General features: G+C 39.5%; 17 protein-coding genes. 14 read left to right on the forward strand and 3 right to left on the reverse strand.

What is annotated here, in order from left to right:
- Positions 1 to 38: 38 nt before the first annotated feature.
- Positions 39 to 1,820, reverse strand: coding sequence for a DNA primase (dnaG, locus tag DV417_RS08990; RefSeq protein WP_118879433.1), 1,782 nt, complete (start codon positions 1,818 to 1,820; stop codon positions 39 to 41).
- 133 nt (positions 1,821 to 1,953) lie between these two features.
- Positions 1,954 to 2,169, reverse strand: a complete 216-nt coding sequence (gene rpsU / locus DV417_RS08995; RefSeq protein WP_005627632.1) for a 30S ribosomal protein S21 — start codon at positions 2,167 to 2,169, stop codon at positions 1,954 to 1,956.
- 231 nt (positions 2,170 to 2,400) lie between these two features.
- Between rpsU and tsaD the strand changes: the two genes are divergently transcribed.
- The 3 genes from tsaD to DV417_RS09010 are packed head-to-tail and all read left to right on the forward strand — an operon-like array spanning position 2,401 to position 5,276.
- Positions 2,401 to 3,429: a tRNA (adenosine(37)-N6)-threonylcarbamoyltransferase complex transferase subunit TsaD gene (gene tsaD / locus DV417_RS09000; protein ID WP_118879434.1), complete on the forward strand. Its 1,029-nt coding sequence runs from the start codon at positions 2,401 to 2,403 to the stop codon at positions 3,427 to 3,429.
- An 8-nt stretch (positions 3,430 to 3,437) separates the two neighbouring features.
- Positions 3,438 to 4,019, forward strand: coding sequence for a thymidine kinase (locus DV417_RS09005; RefSeq protein WP_118879435.1), 582 nt, complete (start codon positions 3,438 to 3,440; stop codon positions 4,017 to 4,019).
- Positions 4,020 to 4,055: 36 nt separating this feature from the next.
- Positions 4,056 to 5,276, forward strand: coding sequence for an aromatic amino acid transport family protein (locus tag DV417_RS09010; RefSeq protein WP_118879436.1), 1,221 nt, complete (start codon positions 4,056 to 4,058; stop codon positions 5,274 to 5,276).
- 86 nt (positions 5,277 to 5,362) lie between these two features.
- Here the strand turns inward: DV417_RS09010 and DV417_RS09015 are convergent, their stop codons facing one another.
- The gene (locus DV417_RS09015; RefSeq protein WP_118879437.1) at positions 5,363 to 5,623 is read right to left on the reverse strand and encodes a YfhL family 4Fe-4S dicluster ferredoxin; all 261 of its coding nucleotides are present in this window, start codon (positions 5,621 to 5,623) and stop codon (positions 5,363 to 5,365) included.
- A gap of 77 nt (positions 5,624 to 5,700) precedes the next feature.
- Here DV417_RS09015 and DV417_RS09020 point away from each other — a divergent pair, with 77 nt between their 5' ends.
- From DV417_RS09020 to rpoB, 11 genes are all read left to right on the forward strand, one after another.
- Positions 5,701 to 6,471: a ribonuclease T2 family protein gene (locus tag DV417_RS09020; protein WP_118879438.1), complete on the forward strand. Its 771-nt coding sequence runs from the start codon at positions 5,701 to 5,703 to the stop codon at positions 6,469 to 6,471.
- Between the two features lie 95 nt (positions 6,472 to 6,566).
- Positions 6,567 to 7,727, forward strand: coding sequence for a phosphoglycerate kinase (gene pgk, locus DV417_RS09025; protein WP_065246783.1), 1,161 nt, complete (start codon positions 6,567 to 6,569; stop codon positions 7,725 to 7,727).
- Positions 7,728 to 7,846: 119 nt separating this feature from the next.
- Positions 7,847 to 8,926: a class II fructose-bisphosphate aldolase gene (gene fbaA, locus DV417_RS09030; protein ID WP_118879439.1), complete on the forward strand. Its 1,080-nt coding sequence runs from the start codon at positions 7,847 to 7,849 to the stop codon at positions 8,924 to 8,926.
- 66 nt (positions 8,927 to 8,992) lie between these two features.
- The gene (locus tag DV417_RS09035; RefSeq protein WP_118879440.1) at positions 8,993 to 10,033 is read left to right on the forward strand and encodes a glycosyltransferase family 9 protein; all 1,041 of its coding nucleotides are present in this window, start codon (positions 8,993 to 8,995) and stop codon (positions 10,031 to 10,033) included.
- 213 nt (positions 10,034 to 10,246) lie between these two features.
- A complete protein-coding gene (locus DV417_RS09040; protein WP_118879441.1) occupies positions 10,247 to 11,791 on the forward strand; it encodes a YjjI family glycine radical enzyme in 1,545 nt (514 codons plus the stop codon).
- Between the two features lie 8 nt (positions 11,792 to 11,799).
- The gene (locus DV417_RS09045) at positions 11,800 to 12,588 is read left to right on the forward strand and encodes a 4Fe-4S cluster-binding domain-containing protein (RefSeq protein ID WP_118879442.1); all 789 of its coding nucleotides are present in this window, start codon (positions 11,800 to 11,802) and stop codon (positions 12,586 to 12,588) included.
- 101 nt (positions 12,589 to 12,689) lie between these two features.
- The gene (locus DV417_RS09050; protein ID WP_005633049.1) at positions 12,690 to 13,943 is read left to right on the forward strand and encodes a NupC/NupG family nucleoside CNT transporter; all 1,254 of its coding nucleotides are present in this window, start codon (positions 12,690 to 12,692) and stop codon (positions 13,941 to 13,943) included.
- 69 nt (positions 13,944 to 14,012) lie between these two features.
- A complete protein-coding gene (gene deoD / locus DV417_RS09055; protein ID WP_005643966.1) occupies positions 14,013 to 14,729 on the forward strand; it encodes a purine-nucleoside phosphorylase in 717 nt (238 codons plus the stop codon).
- 170 nt (positions 14,730 to 14,899) lie between these two features.
- Positions 14,900 to 15,328, forward strand: a complete 429-nt coding sequence (rplK, locus tag DV417_RS09060) for a 50S ribosomal protein L11 (RefSeq protein WP_005633053.1) — start codon at positions 14,900 to 14,902, stop codon at positions 15,326 to 15,328.
- 4 nt (positions 15,329 to 15,332) lie between these two features.
- Positions 15,333 to 16,022, forward strand: coding sequence for a 50S ribosomal protein L1 (gene rplA / locus DV417_RS09065; RefSeq protein WP_005627655.1), 690 nt, complete (start codon positions 15,333 to 15,335; stop codon positions 16,020 to 16,022).
- A gap of 381 nt (positions 16,023 to 16,403) precedes the next feature.
- Positions 16,404 to 20,432, forward strand: a complete 4,029-nt coding sequence (rpoB, locus tag DV417_RS09075; protein WP_118879443.1) for a DNA-directed RNA polymerase subunit beta — start codon at positions 16,404 to 16,406, stop codon at positions 20,430 to 20,432.
- Positions 20,433 to 20,488: the final 56 nt, after the last annotated feature.

Below are 20,488 nucleotides of genomic sequence, written 5' to 3' on the forward strand. Positions count from 1 at the left end.
AATATAATTTTTGTTACAAACTTAGAATTTTATCATTGTTATTGCGGATTAACTAACTGTTTTTTCTGCTGTTCTTTACCCGCTAAAAGGTGAATGAGCACTGTTTTTTCCTCGTTAGTAAGTCCTTCAGCTCGTTCTTTAGCAATAAGCATTTCAATATCCCGCTCAATGGCTTGAATATTTAAGCGGCGATAGTTTTGTGAAAATGCATTGATCATTTCTGCTTCGTCTAATAAATGATCCCAAGTTGCCAGTATTTCAAGAGGATTGCTGTAAGGCGTATCACGGAAGTGCTCTAAAATCTGCCCTGTCGTAATCCCTTCTCGTTGGCGACAAAGTGCGGTCAATTTTTCCAGAATTTCAAAACCAGCTTCTGCACGTAATGCTTGCACACCGCTTTCAGACATTCTTTTCACTAATTCAGGATTTTGAAGAAGCAATGAAATGACCATTCGCATTGGTGTCTTCTTGATTTTATTATTAGCAACTTTTTGTTGTGTGTCAGTTTGTTCTAATTGTTTTGGAATAAGATTTTCTAGCTGAGTTTGATCAAAAATCCCAAGTTTCTGAGCAAGCATATTGCGTAGTGATAAGCGCAGCATTTCCCCTGGAATTTGGCGAATTAACGGTGCAGCCAGAGCAACTAATTTTCCGCGCCCTTCTTTGCTAGAAAAATCAACTTGTGGGCTTAAGTGAGCGAACATAAACTCGCTTAAAGATTGTGCACTTTCGATATATTCTTCAAATTTTTCTTTGCCATATTGGCGAATGTAAGTATCAGGATCTTCTCCATCAGGCAAGAAAATAAATTTGAGTTGTCTGCCATCTTCTAAATAAGGCAATGCATTTTCTAATGCCCGCCAAGCTGCATCACGCCCTGCACGGTCACCATCGTAACAACAAACAACTTGCTCAGTCGAACGAAAAATAAGTTGAATTTGTTCTGATGTCGTGGACGTACCTAAAGAAGCTACCGCATAATCCACGCCAAATTGCGCTAATGCGACCACATCCATATAACCTTCAACAACAAGTAATTGTTTTGGTTCATCGTTGGCTTGTAAGGCTTCGTACAAACCATAAAGCTCGTTACCTTTATGATAAGTAATGGTTTCTGGCGAATTCAGATATTTCGGCTTTTCATCCGTTAATACCCGCCCTCCAAAAGCCACTGTACGCCCACGTTTATCGCGAATTGGAAACATAATGCGATTTCGGAATTTATCGTAAATATTGCCACGATCATTTTGAGAAAGCATGCCTAGCTCAATGAGTTTTTGTTGTTCTTCACGATTAACACCAAATTTACGCAGTACCGTATCCATTGCATTCGGTACAAACCCAATTTGGAAACGCTCAATAATTTCAGCCGAAAGCCCGCGTTGTTGTAAATATTCTTGCGCTTGCGTATTTAATGGCAATTGGCTTTGATAAAACTTGGCAATCTCTTGCATTAATTCATAGAGATTTCGTTTGGTTTGATAATTCGCTTGAGGTTTCCCGCTGTTATTCGTGCGTTTTTCGTAAGGTACTTCAAGCCCAGCCATCGCTGCAAGTTCTTCAATAGCCTCTACAAATTCAAGTTTGTCATAATCCATTAGAAAGGAAATGGCATTACCATGTGCGCCACAACCAAAGCAATGATAAAACTGTTTTTTTTGACTAACCGTGAAGGATGGTGTTTTTTCGTGATGGAAAGGGCAACAGGCTTGATAATCGCGGCCAGCTTTTTTTAGTTTTACGCGCGTGTTAATCACATCGACAATATCGGACTTTGTCAGCAAATCATCAATAAAGGGGCGTGGAATAGAACCTTTCATTGTAGAGCCTCCGTGATCGTGGTGTGACAGTGCGGTCGTTTTTGGCGTAGATTTTTGTTGTGCTTAAAGTAACAAAACCGTGAGTCCAAAGGATTCACGGTTTGTCTTAACTCGAGTCAGAAAATACTATAAATTAGTATAAACGGGTATTGCGCGCGTTTTCGCGAGCGTTGCGTTTTGCGTGACGTTTTGCAAGTGTTGCATTTTCACGTTTACGAATTGTAGTTGGTTTTTCGTAAAATTCGCGAGCGCGTACTTCAGCTAAGATTCCCGCTTTTTCACAAGAGCGTTTGAAACGACGTAAAGCTACGTCAAATGATTCGTTTTCACGTACTTTAATTACAGGCATAAGCCAATCACCTCAATGAGTTTAATTTAATTGCAATTTAAAATTTTATTTCCACCAAAGCACCACTGTGCAAATGGTAAATTTAATAAAGGACACAATTCTAATCTACTTTTAGGGAAAAAGTAAAGGAAAGAATGCCAATTCACCTTAATATTTGTGGTTTCAACTGGTTAAAACCGCTTAAACAGGGTAAAATCGCGCAACATTTTAGGTAATAAATTAAGAAAATCAATGAAAATCTTAGGCATTGAAACCTCGTGTGATGAAACGGGCGTGGCGATTTATGATGAAGAAAAAGGGTTAATTGCTAATCAACTTTATACTCAAATTGCCCTGCATGCAGATTATGGTGGTGTAGTTCCTGAATTAGCATCACGCGATCATATTCGTAAAACAGCTCCTCTCATTAAAGCTGCGTTAGAAGAAGCTAAGTTAACGGCGAGCGATATTGATGGAATTGCTTATACGAGTGGCCCAGGGCTTGTCGGCGCATTGCTCGTCGGCGCTACGATTGCGCGTTCTTTAGCTTATGCGTGGAATGTTCCTGCGATTGGTGTTCATCATATGGAAGGGCATTTACTTGCGCCAATGCTTGATGAAAATTCACCGCACTTTCCTTTTGTCGCTTTGTTAGTATCGGGTGGTCATACTCAATTGGTACGTGTAGATGGTGTAGGAAAATATGAAGTGATTGGTGAATCCATTGATGACGCTGCAGGCGAAGCCTTTGATAAAACAGCAAAATTACTTGGATTAGATTATCCAGGTGGCGCAGTACTTTCTCGTTTAGCAGAAAAAGGCACAGCAAATCGTTTCACATTTCCACGTCCAATGACAGATCGTGCAGGCCTTGATTTTAGCTTTTCAGGTTTAAAAACATTTGCCGCGAATACGATTAATCAAGCGATTAAAAACGATGGTGAACTGACAGAACAAACTAAATCGGATATTGCTTATGCTTTCCAAGATGCGGTGGTGGATACACTTGCCATTAAATGTAAGCGCGCGTTAAAAGAAACAGGTTATAAACGTTTAGTGATTGCGGGAGGGGTGAGCGCAAATAAAAAACTCCGAGAAACGCTTGCGCACTTAATGCAAAATTTAGGTGGTGAAGTGTTTTATCCTCAACCTCAATTTTGTACAGATAATGGCGCAATGATTGCTTACACAGGTTTTTTACGTTTAAAACAAGGTCAGCATAGTGATCTGGCTATTGATGTTAAGCCTCGCTGGGCAATGACGGAATTACCGGCAATTTAGGAGAAACAATGGCAAAACTCTACTTCTATTACTCCACAATGAACGCTGGAAAATCAACGACGTTGCTACAATCTTCCTATAACTATCGCGAGCGCAATATGAACACAGTAGTTTATACGGCTGCGATTGATGATCGTTTTGGTGTGGGGAAAGTCACATCGCGTATTGGCATTTCGCAAGATGCCTTTTTATTTCGCTCGGAAACCAATTTGTTTGATGAAATCAATGAGCACTTAAAAAAAGAAAAAGTGCATTGCGTGCTGGTGGATGAAGCTCAATTTCTTAGCAAACAACAAGTTTACCAGTTGAGTAATGTCGTTGATAAACTTAAAATCCCTGTGCTTTGTTATGGCTTGCGTACAGATTTCCAAGCGGAACTTTTTGAAGGAAGTAAATATTTACTGGCTTGGGCGGATCAACTCGAAGAATTAAAAACAATTTGTTATTGTGGCCGTAAGGCTAACTTTGTTTTGCGCTTAAATGATCAAGGCGAGGTTATTAAAGAAGGCGCGCAAATTCAAATTGGCGGCAATGACTCTTACCTTTCTGTTTGCCGTTTACATTATAAAGAAAAGTGCGGTCAACTTTAAATTAGTTTTCAAACACAACACTATAAGGATAATTTTATGTTACAGAATAAAACATTTGGGAGTGCGTTGATTATTGCAGGCACAACCATTGGCGCAGGTATGCTTGCTATGCCGCTTACATCAGCAGGCATGGGCTTTGGTTACACCGTGTTATTGCTCGCGGGCTTGTGGGTTTTGTTGGTTTACAGTGGATTGTTGTTTGTAGAAGTGTATCAAACAGCGGATCAGTTGGATGACGGTGTGGCCACGCTAGCTGAAAAATATTTTGGCGTTCCAGGACGTATTTTAGCAACGTTGAGTTTGTTAATTTTACTTTATGCACTTTCAGCCGCTTATATTACGGGTGGTGGATCTTTACTTTCAGGTTTGCCAACTGCTTTTGGAATGGAAGCGATGTCGCTTAAAACCGCGATTGTTATCTTTACTGTGGTATTAGGTTCTTTTGTCGTTATAGGAACGAAAGGCGTAGATGGTTTAACTCGCGTGTTATTTATTGGTAAGTTAGTCGCCTTTGCTTTTGTGCTCTTTATGATGCTTCCCAAAGTGGCAACAGATAATTTAATGGCATTGCCTTTGGATTATGCTTTTGTAGTTTCTGCTGCACCGATATTTTTTACCTCTTTCGGTTTCCACGTCATTATGGCGAGTGTAAATAGCTACTTAGGTGGAAGTGTAGAAAAATTCCGTCGTGCTATTTTGATTGGTACCGCGATTCCATTAGCTGCTTATCTTGTATGGCAGTTAGCAACTCATGGTGTATTAAGTCAAAGTGAATTTGTGCGTATTTTACAAGCTGACCCAACGCTAAATGGCTTAGTGAATGCAACACGTGAAATCACAGGTTCTCATTTTATGGGGGAAGTGGTGCGCGTGTTCTCATCACTCGCTTTAATTACTTCATTCTTGGGTGTAATGCTTGGTGTGTTTGAAGGATTAGGTGATTTATTCAAACGCTATCACTTGCCAAATAATCGCTTTGTATTAACCATTGCCGCATTTTTACCGCCACTTGTATTTGCATTGTTTTATCCTGAAGGATTTATTACTGCGTTAAGTTACGCTGGTTTGTTGTGTGCGTTCTATTGCTTAATTTTACCAATTGGCTTGGCATGGCGTACACGTATTGAAAATCCAACATTGCCATATCGTGTTGCTGGCGGTAATTTTGCTTTGGTGTTTGCGTTATTGATTGGCGTGGTGATTATGGTCATCCCATTTTTAATTCAATGGGGATATTTACCGGCCGTAGCGGGATAAGGTAAAGAAAAGTGCGGTGAAAAAGATAATAAAAATAAACTGAAAATTAACCGCACTATTTAGCTTAAAAGATATAACAAGTTAAATTACAACTTGTCTGAATGATGAATCATCACAAAGCGTTCCCAAAGCTGTTCTTCGGTTTCTTGATGTTCTGGATCGGGCTTAATGCAGTTCGTGATTGGGCAAACTTTTTGGCAGGTTGGCGTGTCGTAATGGCCGACACATTCCGTGCAAAGTACAGGATCGATCATATAAATCTCATCGCCAATGGAAATGGCTTCGTTCGGGCATTCTGGTAGGCACATATCGCAGTTGGTACATTTGCTAGTGATGAGTAATGCCATTGTGATCCTTAATAGAAAGTTGAAAGCGGCGAATTATAGCTGACAAAAACTTGATTGACAAAAACTAAACAAAATTTATGAAAAAATTCACTTCCACCCTTTCTCTTATTGTCCTCGTTGTATTAGCAATTTGGCAATATTTTACCGATTCAACCAAAACTAAAAATCAATCATCTTCTCCCATAATAGAACAGACTAAGCGAACACAAGTATCTGAGCCTAAATTTGAGACAAAACAGACGGATATTGAAAAAAGTGCGGTGAAAAATCCGAATGTTTTTGCCAATTATGATGTGATTATGCGCGATGATCCTATCGGGCAAAATGCAAAGGCGCCTGTCGATTATTATATGTTGGCATTATCTTGGTCACCTGGGTTTTGTGATATTCAGCGTGAAAAATATGGTAATCAGCTGCCTTCCTCCGCTCAATATCAATGTGGAAGTAACCGCGCTTTAGGTTGGGTCGTTCATGGGCTGTGGCCTCAAAATGCAAATGCACTTTCAGTGACGGATCATCCACGTTTTTGCAAGGGCGATTTACCCGCATTGCCAAAAGATTTATTAGCACGATATTTGGCTATTTCACCAGGTGAACAATTATTGCAAGGTGAATGGGAAAAACATGGCAGCTGTGCGTTTGATTCTGCCCAGCAATATTTTGCTAAGGAGCAGGAATTATTTAGCTCATTAAAATTACCGAATCAAAATTTAAGCCGCAATGAACTTTTTCGTTGGATGAAACAACATAATCCACAATTAAAAAATGCTTATTTAGGTGCAAGCCGAAACGAATTATTCATTTGTTATGATAAAAAATGGCAAGTAATTAATTGCCAAAGTAAATAAGAATTTCTTTGATCTAAATCGTTACAACCTAGCGCGAAGTAGGTATAATACGAGAAGTTTTCAATTTTAATTTTAACTTAACAAGAGGATAGATTATGTCAGTAATCAAAATGACCGATTTAGATTTAGCCGGTAAACGTGTATTTATCCGTGCAGATCTTAATGTGCCAGTAAAAGATGGCAAAGTGACCTCAGATGCGCGTATTCGTGCGACCATTCCTACTTTAAAATTAGCCTTAGAAAAAGGCGCAAAAGTGATGGTGACTTCTCACTTAGGTCGTCCAACTGAAGGTGAATTCAAACCAGAAGATTCTTTACAACCAGTTGTTGATTACTTAAAAGACGCAGGCTTTAATGTTCGTTTAGAACAAGACTATTTAAACGGCGTAGATGTTAAAGAAGGCGAAATTGTTGTTTTAGAAAACGTACGCGTGAACAAAGGTGAAAAGAAAAACGATCCTGAATTAGGTAAAAAATATGCCGCACTTTGTGATGTATTCGTTATGGATGCATTCGGTACAGCTCACCGTGCGCAAGCATCAACTTACGGTGTTGCAGAATTTGCACCAATCGCTTGTGCAGGCCCATTATTAGCTGCTGAATTAGATGCATTAGGTAAAGCCTTAAAAGAGCCAGCTCGTCCAATGGTGGCTATTGTTGGTGGTTCTAAAGTTTCAACTAAATTAGAAGTATTAAATTCTCTTTCAAAAATCGCTGATCAAATTATTGTGGGCGGTGGTATTGCAAATACTTTCATTGCGGCAGCAGGCCACAATGTAGGTAAATCTTTACATGAAGCTGATTTAATCCCAGTTGCGAAAGAATTAGCTGCAAGCACAGATATTCCTGTGCCAGTTGATGTACGTGTTGGTTTGGAGTTCACAGAAACTGCAGCTGCAACAGAAAAATCAGTGACTGAAGTGAAAGATGATGAGTCTATCTTCGATATCGGTGATAAATCTGCAGAACAATTGGCTGAAATCATCAAAAATGCAAAAACCGTTTTATGGAATGGCCCAGTTGGCGTGTTCGAATTCCCTAATTTCCGTAAAGGGACTGAAATCATTTCTCACGCAATTGCAAACAGCGATGCATTCTCTATCGCAGGGGGTGGTGATACTTTAGCGGCTATCGATCTATTCGGTATTGCAGACAAGATCTCTTATATTTCAACGGGTGGCGGTGCGTTCTTAGAATTCGTAGAAGGCAAAGTATTACCAGCAGTAGAAATTCTTGAAAAACGTGCGAAAAACTAACCGCACTTTTCCTATGTGACATATCGATGTCGATCATTAAAAATGTCGCCATCAATAAAAAGTCAAAAAATTCTCAAATTGCGGGCTTGTCCCGCTAAACATAAAAAGGAAACACAAGTATGGCTAAATTATTAGATATCGTGAAACCTGGTGTCGTAACAGGTGAAGATGTGCAAAAAATCTTTGCTTATGCAAAAGAGCATAACTTTGCTATCCCAGCAGTAAACTGCGTAGGTTCTGACTCAGTTAATGCCGTGTTAGAAACTGCTGCACGCGTAAAAGCGCCAGTTATTATCCAATTTTCTAACGGTGGTGCAGCGTTCTATGCGGGTAAAGGTATTAAACCTGCAAGTGGTGCTCGTCCTGATGTACTTGGTGCGATCGCCGGAGCGAAACACGTTCATACTTTAGCTAAAGAATACGGTGTTCCTGTTATTCTTCACACTGACCACGCTGCGAAAAAATTACTTCCATGGATTGATGGTTTACTTGACGCTGGTGAAAAACACTTCGCAGAAACTGGCCATCCATTATTCTCTTCTCACATGCTTGACCTTTCTGAAGAGCCAATGGAAGAAAATATGGCAATCTGCCGTGAATATCTTGCTCGCATGGATAAAATGGGCATGACCCTTGAAATCGAAATTGGGATTACTGGTGGTGAAGAAGATGGCGTAGATAATTCTGGTGTTGATGAGTCTCGTTTATACACTCAACCATCTGACGTGCTTTATGTTTACGACCAATTAAATCCAGTAAGCCCTAACTTTACCGTTGCAGCAGCATTCGGTAACGTACACGGTGTTTACAAACCAGGTAACGTAAAATTAAAACCATCTATTTTAGGTGCATCACAAGAGTTCGTTGCGAAAGAACGTAATCTTCCTGCTAAACCAATTAACTTCGTTTTCCACGGTGGTTCTGGTTCTAGCCGCGAAGAAATCCGCGAAGCAATTAGCTACGGTGCAATCAAAATGAACATTGATACTGATACTCAATGGGCATCTTGGAATGGTATTTTGAATTTCTATAAAGCAAATGAAGCTTATCTTCAAGGTCAATTAGGTAACCCAGAAGGTCCAGATGCACCAAACAAAAAATACTACGATCCACGTGTTTGGTTACGTAAAATGGAAGAATCTATGTCTAAACGCTTAGAACAATCTTTCGAAGACTTAAATTGTGTTGATGTTTTATAATCCACAAAAATAACATAAAATACGACCGCACTTTCAAGTGCGGTTTTTTATTTTAGCGGAGAATTTATGGAAAAGATCTTAGTTATTCGTAACGATAAATTAGGCGATTTTATGCAAGCATGGCCCGCTTTTGCTATGCTGAAGTTATCGAATCCTTCTTTAAAATTAACCGCACTTGTTCCGAGTTACACAGCGCCTCTAGCGGAAGCTTGTCCGTTTATTGATCATGTTATTATTGATAGCAAAAAAAATAATAAAACGGATTTCAATCGTCTTGTGCAGGAAATCAAAGCGCAGCAGTTTGATGGAATGATTAGTTTCTTTTCCAATACCCATAATGGAAAGCTCGCTTGGAAAAGCGGGATTAAATATCGCCTTGCACCTGCGACTAAATGGGTTCAAATTCTCTATAATCACCGTTTAACACAACGCCGTTCTCGTTCTGAAAAATCGGAAGCTGAATACAATCAAGATTTAGTCCGCGCTTTTTTGCACAAGCATAATATGCCAGTTGTTGAACCTAAACCGCCTTATTTAACCTTTGAGAAAAGTGCGGTGGAAAATCAACGTGTTTTCTTGCAAGAGAGCTTAGGGCTTTCTGCAAATAAAAAATGGATCTTTGTGCATAGTGGTTCTGGTGGCTCAGCAACGAATCTTTCTTTAGCGCAATATGCAGATTTAATTAAAGGCTTATTGGCTGAGTTTGATTGCAATGTTGTGCTGACAGCAGGACCGGGAGAAAGTGAAAAAGCCCACGAATTGGCAAATTTGGTGGATGATTCACGTGTAGCCATTTACGATAAGAATAAAGGTTTAGTGGATTTTGCTCATTCTTTAGCTTGTGCGGATTTATTTATTGCGGGATCTACTGGGCCATTGCATTTGAGCAGTGCGTTTAATATTCCGACAATCGGGTTTTATCCAAATAGCCGTTCTTCTCAGCCGAGACGCTGGAAACCGATTAATGATGTCGATAAGCATCTCTCATTTTGCCCACTCGCAGGAAAAGAGACTCAAATGAATCTAGGGTTAATTTCTATTCAACAAGCATTACAAGAGATAATCCCTTTTGTTAAGAAAATGTGTTATTCTAGTGATAACATTTAAAATTCACCAATCAAATTAAAACTGGCGGACATTTTCTGTTACTGCCAGTAAAATCCTTTTCTCTCTACCATCTAAATTCTATATTTCTTATTTTAATGGTTAATCGTTTGCTTCAGTTTTTATTTCTGAAAATGTGATCTCGCTCACATTTTCAAAATTGTCTATTTTGTTACCATTGCGTACAATACAAGACCATTTTAAAAGGGGGACATTATGTTAGCTTCACTTCAAGATATTCTCGATACTGTTAAAGCCAATAATCTGACTTATCATCAAAAATTAATGACATTAGGTAATATTGCTGAGCGTTTATTTGATCCTCGCGATTTGCTTGGCTATACTGATGAAGAATGGGGCTTTTTACAGAATCAGATGATTTGTGATTTATGTGAAGGTTACGCAATTTATCGTCCTCGTTATATCCTGCCTGATTATAATGTGTATATCCAAAGAGGCTGCGAATTTTTAGAGTTGCCGCCACCAAAAGATCTTGATGAGGCGCTTGATGGATTATTGATTCTTTACTCTCACGTACCATCCATTACAACTTACCCTGTTTATGTTGGTCGTCTTGATGTATTGCTCGAACCTTTCATTACTGATGAAGAAAAAGACTACATCAAAATTAAACGTTTCTTAAATCATATCGACAAAACTGTGCCTGATTCATTCTGTCATGCCAATATTGGGCCTTATGATACGAAAGCGGGTCGCTTGATTTTACGCGCGGTGATTGAGCTTGAAGCGCCAACACCGAATATGACGATTCGTTATGATAAATCCAAAACGAGCCGTGAGTTTGCTGAACTTGCAGCAAAAGCCTGTTTATTAGTTTCTAAACCATCTTTTGCGAACGATGCTTACTATATTTCTGATCTAGGTGAAGAATATGGCGTAGCAAGTTGCTATAACGCACTTCCCGAATGTGGCGGCGCTTACACATTAACACGTTTACGTCTAGGGACGATTGCGCGCGCGTGTAAAAGTGCGGATGAAATGGTGAACGAATTATTACCACGTGTGGCGAAATGTGCTCTTTCAACCATGGATAAACGCCATAAGTTTGTAGTGGAAGAAAGTAATTTCTTTAACAGTTCATTCCTTGAAAAAGAAGGCTTTATCAAACGCACTAATTTTACGGGGATGTTCGCAATTGTGGGCTTGGCAGATGCAGCAAACCACTTATTGCAATGTGAAGGCTTAAATGAAACCTTTGGTAAGAGTGCTCGTGGTGATGAAATTGCGACAGCAATTATGGATAAACTTAAAGAAATCACCGATGCACATGAAGGGGTTTATGCAGAACGCACAGGCAATCGTTATTTATTACATGCGCAAGTCGGTGCAAGTAACCACGAAGAAGACAAACGTAACGCACCGGCTCACCGTATTCGTGTAGGCGAAGAACCAACGTTACTTACACATTTGAAACAGTCTGCACCGTTCCATAAATATTTCCCATCTGGTACAGGGGATTTATTCGCCTTTGATCAAACTTATGTAGATCACTGCGATGCGGTGGTGGATATTATTGATGGTGCATTCTCTTTAGGCTATCGCTACATTACTACCTATTTGAAAAATACAGATTTAATTCGTGTTACAGGTTATCTAGTGAAGAAAAGCGAAGTTGAAAAATACCGTAAAGGCGAAGTCGCATTACGCGATACAACCTGGTATGGCTCGGGTACGGATGAATGTGCCAACGTGTTTGATCGCCAGTTACGCGATGAAAAAGATGTCACTGCTGAAAAATAATTGGAAAAATGACCGCACTTTCTGAGATTTTTGTGCCGTTGCATCGGATTATTCCTTTTTCAAATGTAGAGGGGCAAGGCAATCGTTCGAGTATTTTTCTGCAAGGTTGTAAGTTAAATTGCTTGTATTGCCATAATCCAGAAACTATTCCTCGTTATACGGAAAATGCGAAATTGGTTAGTTTGCAGTATTTGTATGAACAGGTTATGGAGGCGGTTCCATTTATTCGCGGCGTAACAATTTCAGGCGGTGAACCGACTATCCATCATAAAAAACTCGTCCCGCTATTTGAGGCTTTACGTTCGCAAGGATTAACCTGTTATTTGGATAGTAGTGGTTTTTTTGAATTTGATCGTATTCGTTCGTTAATCGATGTCACTGATAAATTTTTATTCGATCTGAAAGGAGAGGGCGCTGGTTTACAAACGCTCTGTTTTGACCGACAAAATCAAACAGGAATCGTGCCACAGAAAGTGATACCAGAACGTTTACATATAAAAAACGATAAGCTTGAGCGAAATTTGCAAAATCTGGCTGCCTTGTTACCGTTAAATAAAGTGGAAGAGGTGCGGTTAGTTTTTTTAAAGAATTTTTTTGATGCTGAACATTTGGTGGGCAACGTTGCGCTACTTTTACGAAATTATCCTGATGTGGCATTAAAAATTATCCGTGTGCATAGTAAAGGTGCGCGCGATGAAACTGGGTTATCAACGCACATTCCAAGTGCGGAAGAAACTAATGCATTGGCTGCTTATGCGCGTCAATGTGGAATTAACAAGGTTTTGACTATTTTGTAGTCGCTTACAAGAAAGTGCGGTGAAAATTCGCCGACTTTTTGTAAGAAAACAAGTAGAATAAGCCGACTTTTTTATTAACTTAACCAATCTAGGGGAATCAAATGAGTGTGTTAAGCAGCATTTTGGGAATGGTCGTATTAATCGCTATTGCCGTGTTACTTTCCAATAATCGTAAAGCGATTAGTATCAGAACCGTACTCGGGGCGTTAGCAATCCAAGTTGGATTTGCCGCCCTTATTTTATATGTGCCAGCAGGTAAACAAGCACTTGGTGCAACTGCTGATGCCGTATCAAATGTTATTGCTTACGGTAACGAAGGTATTAACTTTGTATTTGGTGGTTTAGCTGATCCAAGCAAACCTTCAGGTTTCATTTTTGCAGTGAAAGTATTACCAATTATTGTGTTCTTCTCTGGCTTAATTTCTGTGCTTTACTATCTCGGCATTATGCAAGTGGTAATTAAAGTATTAGGCGGTGCATTACAAAAAGCATTGGGTACGTCAAAAGCAGAATCCATGTCAGCAGCTGCTAATATTTTCGTCGGTCAAACTGAAGCACCATTGGTTGTTCGCCCTTACATTAAAAATATGACCCAATCTGAATTATTTGCCATCATGGTGGGTGGTACGGCGTCTATCGCGGGTTCAGTGATGGCTGGTTATGCTGGAATGGGCGTGCCATTGACATACTTAATCGCTGCGTCATTTATGGCGGCACCAGCAGGTTTGTTGTTTGCGAAATTAATGTTCCCACAAACAGAACAATTCTCTGATAAACAACCAGAAGACAATGATTCAGAAAAACCAACTAACGTACTTGAAGCAATGGCGGGCGGTGCGAGTGCAGGTATGCAACTTGCGTTAAACGTAGGTGCAATGTTAATCGCATTCGTTGGCTTAATTGCATTAATTAACGGTATTTTAAGTGGTGTTGGTGGCTGGTTCGGCTATGGCGACGTAACTTTACAATCTATCTTTGGTTTAGTTTTCAAACCATTAGCATACTTAATCGGTGTGACTGACGGTACCGAAGCGGGTATCGCAGGACAAATGATCGGTATGAAGTTAGCGGTTAACGAATTCGTAGGGTACCTTGAATTTGCAAAATATTTGCAACCGGATTCTGCGATTGTATTAACTGAAAAAACCAAAGCAATTATTACTTTTGCACTTTGTGGTTTTGCTAACTTCAGCTCAATTGCAATCTTAATCGGTGGTTTAGGTGGAATGGCGCCAAACCGTCGTAGTGATGTTGCACGTTTAGGCTTAAAAGCGGTAATCGCGGGTACTTTAGCAAACTTAATGAGTGCAACGATTGCTGGCTTGTTCATCGGACTCGGTGCAGCAGCGCTTTAATTCTCGGATAAGTGCGGTGAAAAATGACCGCACTTTTTATTTTTACATTTGAAAAAAGGAAGAAAAATTATGACTCCACATATTAACGCGCCTGAAGGCGCATTTGCTGATGTTGTTTTAATGCCAGGTGATCCACTTCGTGCAAAATACATTGCAGAAACGTTTTTGCAAGATGCAGTAGAAGTAACAAATGTTCGTAATATGCTTGGTTATACTGGTACTTATAAAGGTCGTAAGATTTCTATTATGGGCCATGGTATGGGGATTCCATCTTGCTCTATTTATGCGAAAGAATTAATCACTGAATACGGTGTGAAAAAAATTATCCGTGTAGGTTCTTGTGGCGCTGTTCGTATGGACGTAAAAGTGCGCGATGTAATTATCGGTTTAGGCGCATGTACTGATTCAAAAGTAAACCGTATTCGTTTCAAAGATAACGACTTTGCAGCTATTGCTGACTTCGATATGGCACAAGCCGCTGTTCAAGCTGCAAAAGCAAAAGGCAAAGCTGTTCGTGTCGGTAACTTATTCTCGGCGGATTTATTCTATACGCCTGATGTTGAAATGTTCGATGTAATGGAAAAATACGGCATCTTAGGCGTGGAAATGGAAGCTGCAGGAATTTATGGTGTGGCTGCAGAATATGGTGCAAAAGCATTAACAATTTGTACCGTGTCTGATCATATTCGTACTCACGAACAAACCACAGCAGAAGAACGTCAATTAACATTCAATGATATGATTGAAATTGCGTTGGATTCAGTATTAATTGGTGATGCACAATAATATCTTCTAGCGGATTTAAGAAGTGCTTGAAAAACAACCGCACTTTTTATATAATCCGCGCCCATTATGAGCCGTTCTCGGCTCATATTTTTGTGTGGTGCAATATGTTGCACTGAAAATTATCGGGGAGCTATTTAATAGCGTTATGACCCAATTAGAGGAAAACTAAAATGGCAAAAAAAGTCCAAGCCTACGTTAAGTTGCAAGTTGCAGCTGGTATGGCAAACCCATCACCACCAGTTGGTCCTGCATTAGGTCAACAAGGTGTGAACATCATGGAATTCTGTAAAGCATTCAACGCTCGTACTGAGAGCTTAGAAAAAGGTTTACCAATTCCAGTTGTTATCACTGTATATGCAGACCGTTCATTTACTTTCGTAACTAAAACTCCACCAGCAGCAGTATTATTGAAAAAAGCTGCAGGTATCAAATCTGGTTCTGGTAAACCGAACAAAGAGAAAGTGGGTAAAGTAACTTTAGATCAAGTTCGTCAAATCGCTGAAACTAAAGCAGCAGATATGACTGGCGCGTCTATCGAAACCAAAATGAAATCAATTGCTGGTACTGCTCGCTCAATGGGCTTAGTGGTGGAGGAATAATACGATGGCTAAATTGACTAAAAAAATGAAAGCAATCAAAGCTGGCGTAGATTCTACTAAAGCATACGAAATCAACGAAGCGATCGCGGTATTAAAACAATTCGCAACAGCTAAATTTGTTGAAAGTGTTGACGTTGCAGTAAACTTAGGTATCGATCCTCGTAAATCTGACCAAAACGTGCGTGGTGCAACTGTATTACCACACGGTACTGGTCGTGAAGTACGCGTAGCTGTGTTCACTCAAGGTGCTAACGCAGATGCAGCGAAAGAAGCTGGTGCTGATTTAGTCGGTATGGAAGATTTAGCAGAGCAAATCAAAAAAGGCGAAATGAACTTTGATGTTGTTATCGCTTCTCCTGATGCAATGCGTGTTGTTGGTCAATTAGGTCAAGTATTAGGCCCACGTGGTTTAATGCCAAACCCTAAAGTTGGTACTGTAACTCCAAACGTTGCTGAAGCAGTTAAAAATGCTAAATCTGGTCAGATCCGTTATCGTAATGATAAAAACGGTATCATCCACACCACTATTGGTAAAGCAAACTTCTCTGAAGTTCAATTAAAAGAAAACCTTCAAGCATTATTGGCCGCTTTAAACAAAGCAAAACCAACTACTGCAAAAGGTATCTTCATCAAGAAAGTAAGCATCTCTACCACTATGGGTGCAGGTGTTGCTGTTGATCAAACTTCTTTATAATTTAAAGAATTGATAGATTTTAAACCGCACTTTTTGAAGTGCGGTTTTTTATTTCATAAAATTTCTCCATAAGTTTTAAACTTGACGAGAAAGCTGCATTCATTTAAAATCTACCGCCTTAAAATTAGCAAAGATTCAGATTGATTTTCAATCAATTTTTACCTTTTATTGTTTAATTTAACCGTGTTTTTGATATAAAGCACATCCATGCAATGGCAAATTCACCGTTATTTGTTGTTGTTTTGCTCAAGTTGTCGTCCAATGTAATTTGAGTTGTCACCCCACTACAGAAGTAAGGTTCAGAGTGCGGTCATTTTAACGGTCATTCACGTCACAGTTAGTTTGTGGCTAAGTCACTGAACAGTTAGCAGAGGAAAACCAATGGGTTACTCCTATTCTGAAAAAAAACGAATTCGTAAAGATTTCGGTAAACGTCCGCAAGTTTTAAATGTTCCTTATTTATTAACCATTCAGTTGGATTCTTTTGATAAATTTATTCAAAAAGATCCTGAAGGTCAGCAAGGTTTAGAAGCGGCATTCCGTTCTGTATTCCCTATTGTAAGCAATAATGGCTATACAGAATTACAATATGTAGATTATCGTTTAGAAGAACCTGAATTTGATGTACGTGAGTGCCAAATTCGTGGATCAACTTATGCAGCAGGCTTACGTGTAAAATTACGTTTAGTGAGCTACGATAAAGAATCTTCTTCACGCGCAGTTAAAGATATTAAAGAAAATGAAGTTTATATGGGTGAAATCCCATTAATGACTGATAATGGTACTTTCGTAATTAATGGTACCGAGCGTGTTATCGTTTCACAATTACACCGTAGTCCAGGCGTATTCTTCGATTCTGACAAAGGTAAGACCCATTCTTCAGGTAAAGTGCTTTATAACGCACGTATTATCCCTTACCGTGGTTCTTGGTTAGATTTTGAATTCGATCCAAAAGATAACTTATTTGCACGTATTGACCGTCGTCGTAAATTACCGGCAACAATTATTCTTCGTGCATTAGGCTACACCACTGAAGAAATCTTAAACTTATTCTTTGATAAAATTACCTTTGAAATCGCTGGCGATAAATTGTTAATGACTTTAGTGCCAGAACGTTTACGTGGTGAAACGGCTTCTTTTGATATTGAAGCAAATGGCAAAGTTTATGTTGAACGAGGTCGTCGTATTACCGCACGTCATATCAAGGCATTAGAAAAAGATAAAATTTCACAAGTCGTTGTACCTTCTGAATATATTTTAGGTAAAGTTGCATCGAAAGATTATGTTGATTTAGAGTCTGGCGAAATTATTTGTCCTGCAAATGGCGAGATTTCTTTAGAGACTCTTGCAAAATTAGCACAAGCAGGTTACACCACGATCGAAACTTTATTTACTAATGATTTAGATTACGGTCCATATATTTCTGAAACACTACGTGTAGATCCAACTTATGACAAAACCAGTGCGCTTTACGAAATTTATCGTATGATGCGTCCAGGCGAACCACCAACACCAGAATCTTCAGAAGCGTTATTCAATAATTTATTCTTCTCTGCAGAGCGTTATGATTTATCTGCTGTTGGTCGTATGAAATTCAATCGTTCTTTAGCGATCGCAGAAGGTGAAGGTTCAGGCACTTTAACCAATGAAGATATTATTGCGGTAATGCGTAAATTGATCGACATCCGTAATGGTCGCGGCGAAGTGGATGATATTGACCACTTAGGTAACCGTCGTATCCGTAGCGTAGGTGAGATGGCGGAGAACCAATTCCGTATTGGTTTAGTGCGTGTAGAAAGAGCGGTGAAAGAACGCTTATCTTTAGGTGATTTAGATGCAATCACACCGCAAGACTTAATTAATCCAAAACCAATTTCTGCAGCGGTGAAAGAATTCTTTGGTTCTTCACAACTTTCGCAATTTATGGACCAAAATAACCCATTATCAGAAGTCACGCACAAACGTCGTATTTCTGCATTAGGTCCAGGTGGTTTAACTCGTGAGCGCGCAGGCTTTGAAGTGCGTGACGTACATAATACCCACTATGGTCGTTTATGTCCGATTGAAACCCCTGAAGGTCCAAACATCGGTTTGATCAACTCACTTTCTGCGTTTGCACGCACTAATGATTATGGTTTCTTAGAAACGCCATATCGTAAAGTGGTTGATGGCCAAGTTACTGAAGAAATTGAATACTTATCTGCAATTGATGAAGCAAACTATATCATTGCACAGGCAAACTCAAACTTAGACGAAAATAACCGTTTTACTGATGCCTTTGTTACTGCACGTGGTGAACGTGGTGAATCAGGTTTATATAAACCTGAAGATATTCACTATATGGACGTTTCGACACAACAAGTGGTATCTGTTGCGGCTGCATTAATTCCATTCCTTGAGCATGACGATGCGAACCGTGCGTTGATGGGTGCGAACATGCAACGTCAAGCAGTTCCAACATTACGTGCGGACAAACCATTAGTTGGTACAGGTATGGAAAAACCAATCGCACTTGACTCAGGTGTTGCGGTTGTTGCAAAACGCGGTGGTACAGTTCAGTACGTCGATGCTTCTCGTATCGTTATTAAAGTAAATGAAGATGAAACCATTGCAGGTGAAGCAGGTATTGATATTTATAACTTAATCAAATATACCCGCTCTAACCAAAATACTTGTATTAACCAAATTCCTTGTGTGAATTTAGGCGATCCAATTAATCGTGGTGAAGTATTAGCAGATGGTCCTTCTACTGATTTAGGTGAGCTTGCATTAGGTCAAAATATTCGCGTGGCGTTCATGCCTTGGAACGGCTATAACTTCGAAGACTCAATGTTAGTTTCTGAACGTGTTGTTCAACAAGACCGTTTCACTACCATTCATATTCAAGAATTATCTTGTGTTGCGCGTGATACCAAGTTAGGTGCAGAAGAAATTACTGCAGACATTCCAAACGTAGGTGAGTCAGCGTTAAGTAAACTTGATGAATCTGGTATTGTTTATGTTGGCGCTGAGGTTAAAGGTGGTGACATCTTAGTCGGTAAAGTAACGCCTAAAGGTGAAACTCAATTAACCCCAGAAGAAAAACTTTTACGTGCAATCTTTGGTGAAAAAGCTTCTGATGTTAAAGATTCTTCATTACGTGTGCCAAACGGTACATCAGGTACGGTTATTGATGTTCAAGTCTTCACTCGTGATGGCGTAGAAAAAGATAAACGTGCATTAGAAATCGAAGAAATGCAACTTCGTGAAGCGAAAAAAGATTTAACTGAAGAGTTAGAGATTTTAGAAGCTGGCTTATTTGCTCGTGTTCGTAATCTTCTTATTTCTAGTGGTGCTGATGCAGCGCAATTAGATAAATTAGATCGCACTAAATGGTTAGAACAAACAATTGCAGATGAAGAAAAACAAAATCAATTAGAACAGCTTGCAGAGCAATACGAAGAACTTCGTAAAGAGTTTGAACATAAACTTGAAGTGAAACGTAAGAAAATCATCAAAGGTGATGATCTTGCACCGGGCGTGTTAAAAGTGGTTAAAGTTTACCTAGCGGTGAAACGTCAGATCCAACCGGGTGATAAAATGGCAGGTCGTCATGGTAACAAAGGTGTTATCTCAAAAATTAACCCAGTTGAAGATATGCCATACGATGAGAATGGCCAACCAGTTGAGATCGTATTGAACCCATTGGGCGTACCATCTCGTATGAACATTGGTCAGATCCTTGAAACCCACTTAGGTTTAGCAGCGAAAGGTATTGGTGATCAAATCAATGCAATGCTTAAACAAAAGCAAGAAGTGGAAAAATTACGTGGTTATATCCAAAAAGCGTATGACTTAGGTAATGGCTCACAAAAAGTGGATTTAAGTACCTTCACAGATGAAGAAGTATTACGTTTAGCTGAAAATCTACGTAAAGGTTTACCAGTTGCGACACCAGTATTTGATGGTGCAGCTGAAGCTGAAATCAAAGAGCTATTAAAACTTGGTGGATTACCAACGTCAGGTCAAATCACTTTATATGATGGCCGTACAGGTGAGAAATTCGAGCGACCAGTAACAGTAGGTTATATGTACATGCTCAAATTGAACCACTTAGTTGATGACAAAATGCATGCTCGTTCAACTGGTTCTTATAGCCTTGTTACACAACAACCATTGGGTGGTAAAGCTCAATTCGGTGGCCAACGTTTCGGTGAGATGGAGGTATGGGCTCTTGAAGCATACGGTGCAGCTTACACCTTACAAGAAATGTTAACGGTGAAATCTGATGATGTGAATGGTCGTACGAAGATGTATAAAAACATCGTAAGTGGTAACCAACACATGGACCCAGGTACACCGGAATCTTTTAATGTAATTATGAAAGAAATCCGCTCACTTGGTTTAAATATCGAGTTAGACGAAGAGTAATCAGTAGGGGAGTGAAGAATTTATGATTCACTCGCCTTACGAAAGAAAAATCGCCG

This window comes from Haemophilus haemolyticus, from assembly GCF_003490935.1.
Lineage (GTDB): Bacteria > Pseudomonadota > Gammaproteobacteria > Enterobacterales > Pasteurellaceae > Haemophilus > Haemophilus haemolyticus_M.

Bases quoted from the DNA above. Each gene is read 5' to 3' on its own strand.
- rpoB (WP_118879443.1), top strand. From the start codon at position 16,404: ATGGGTTACTCCTATTCTGAAAAAAAACGAATTCGTAAAGATTTCGGT.
- rpsU (WP_005627632.1), bottom strand. From the start codon at position 2,169: ATGCCTGTAATTAAAGTACGTGAAAACGAATCATTTGACGTAGCTTTA.
- fbaA (WP_118879439.1), top strand. From the start codon at position 7,847: ATGGCTAAATTATTAGATATCGTGAAACCTGGTGTCGTAACAGGTGAA.
- rplA (WP_005627655.1), top strand. From the start codon at position 15,333: ATGGCTAAATTGACTAAAAAAATGAAAGCAATCAAAGCTGGCGTAGAT.
- tsaD (WP_118879434.1), top strand. From the start codon at position 2,401: ATGAAAATCTTAGGCATTGAAACCTCGTGTGATGAAACGGGCGTGGCG.
- rplK (WP_005633053.1), top strand. From the start codon at position 14,900: ATGGCAAAAAAAGTCCAAGCCTACGTTAAGTTGCAAGTTGCAGCTGGT.
- DV417_RS09020 (WP_118879438.1), top strand. From the start codon at position 5,701: ATGAAAAAATTCACTTCCACCCTTTCTCTTATTGTCCTCGTTGTATTA.
- DV417_RS09005 (WP_118879435.1), top strand. From the start codon at position 3,438: ATGGCAAAACTCTACTTCTATTACTCCACAATGAACGCTGGAAAATCA.
- pgk (WP_065246783.1), top strand. From the start codon at position 6,567: ATGTCAGTAATCAAAATGACCGATTTAGATTTAGCCGGTAAACGTGTA.
- DV417_RS09040 (WP_118879441.1), top strand. From the start codon at position 10,247: ATGTTAGCTTCACTTCAAGATATTCTCGATACTGTTAAAGCCAATAAT.
- dnaG (WP_118879433.1), bottom strand. From the start codon at position 1,820: ATGAAAGGTTCTATTCCACGCCCCTTTATTGATGATTTGCTGACAAAG.
- DV417_RS09045 (WP_118879442.1), top strand. From the start codon at position 11,800: ATGACCGCACTTTCTGAGATTTTTGTGCCGTTGCATCGGATTATTCCT.
- DV417_RS09035 (WP_118879440.1), top strand. From the start codon at position 8,993: ATGGAAAAGATCTTAGTTATTCGTAACGATAAATTAGGCGATTTTATG.
- DV417_RS09015 (WP_118879437.1), bottom strand. From the start codon at position 5,623: ATGGCATTACTCATCACTAGCAAATGTACCAACTGCGATATGTGCCTA.
- DV417_RS09010 (WP_118879436.1), top strand. From the start codon at position 4,056: ATGTTACAGAATAAAACATTTGGGAGTGCGTTGATTATTGCAGGCACA.
- DV417_RS09050 (WP_005633049.1), top strand. From the start codon at position 12,690: ATGAGTGTGTTAAGCAGCATTTTGGGAATGGTCGTATTAATCGCTATT.
- deoD (WP_005643966.1), top strand. From the start codon at position 14,013: ATGACTCCACATATTAACGCGCCTGAAGGCGCATTTGCTGATGTTGTT.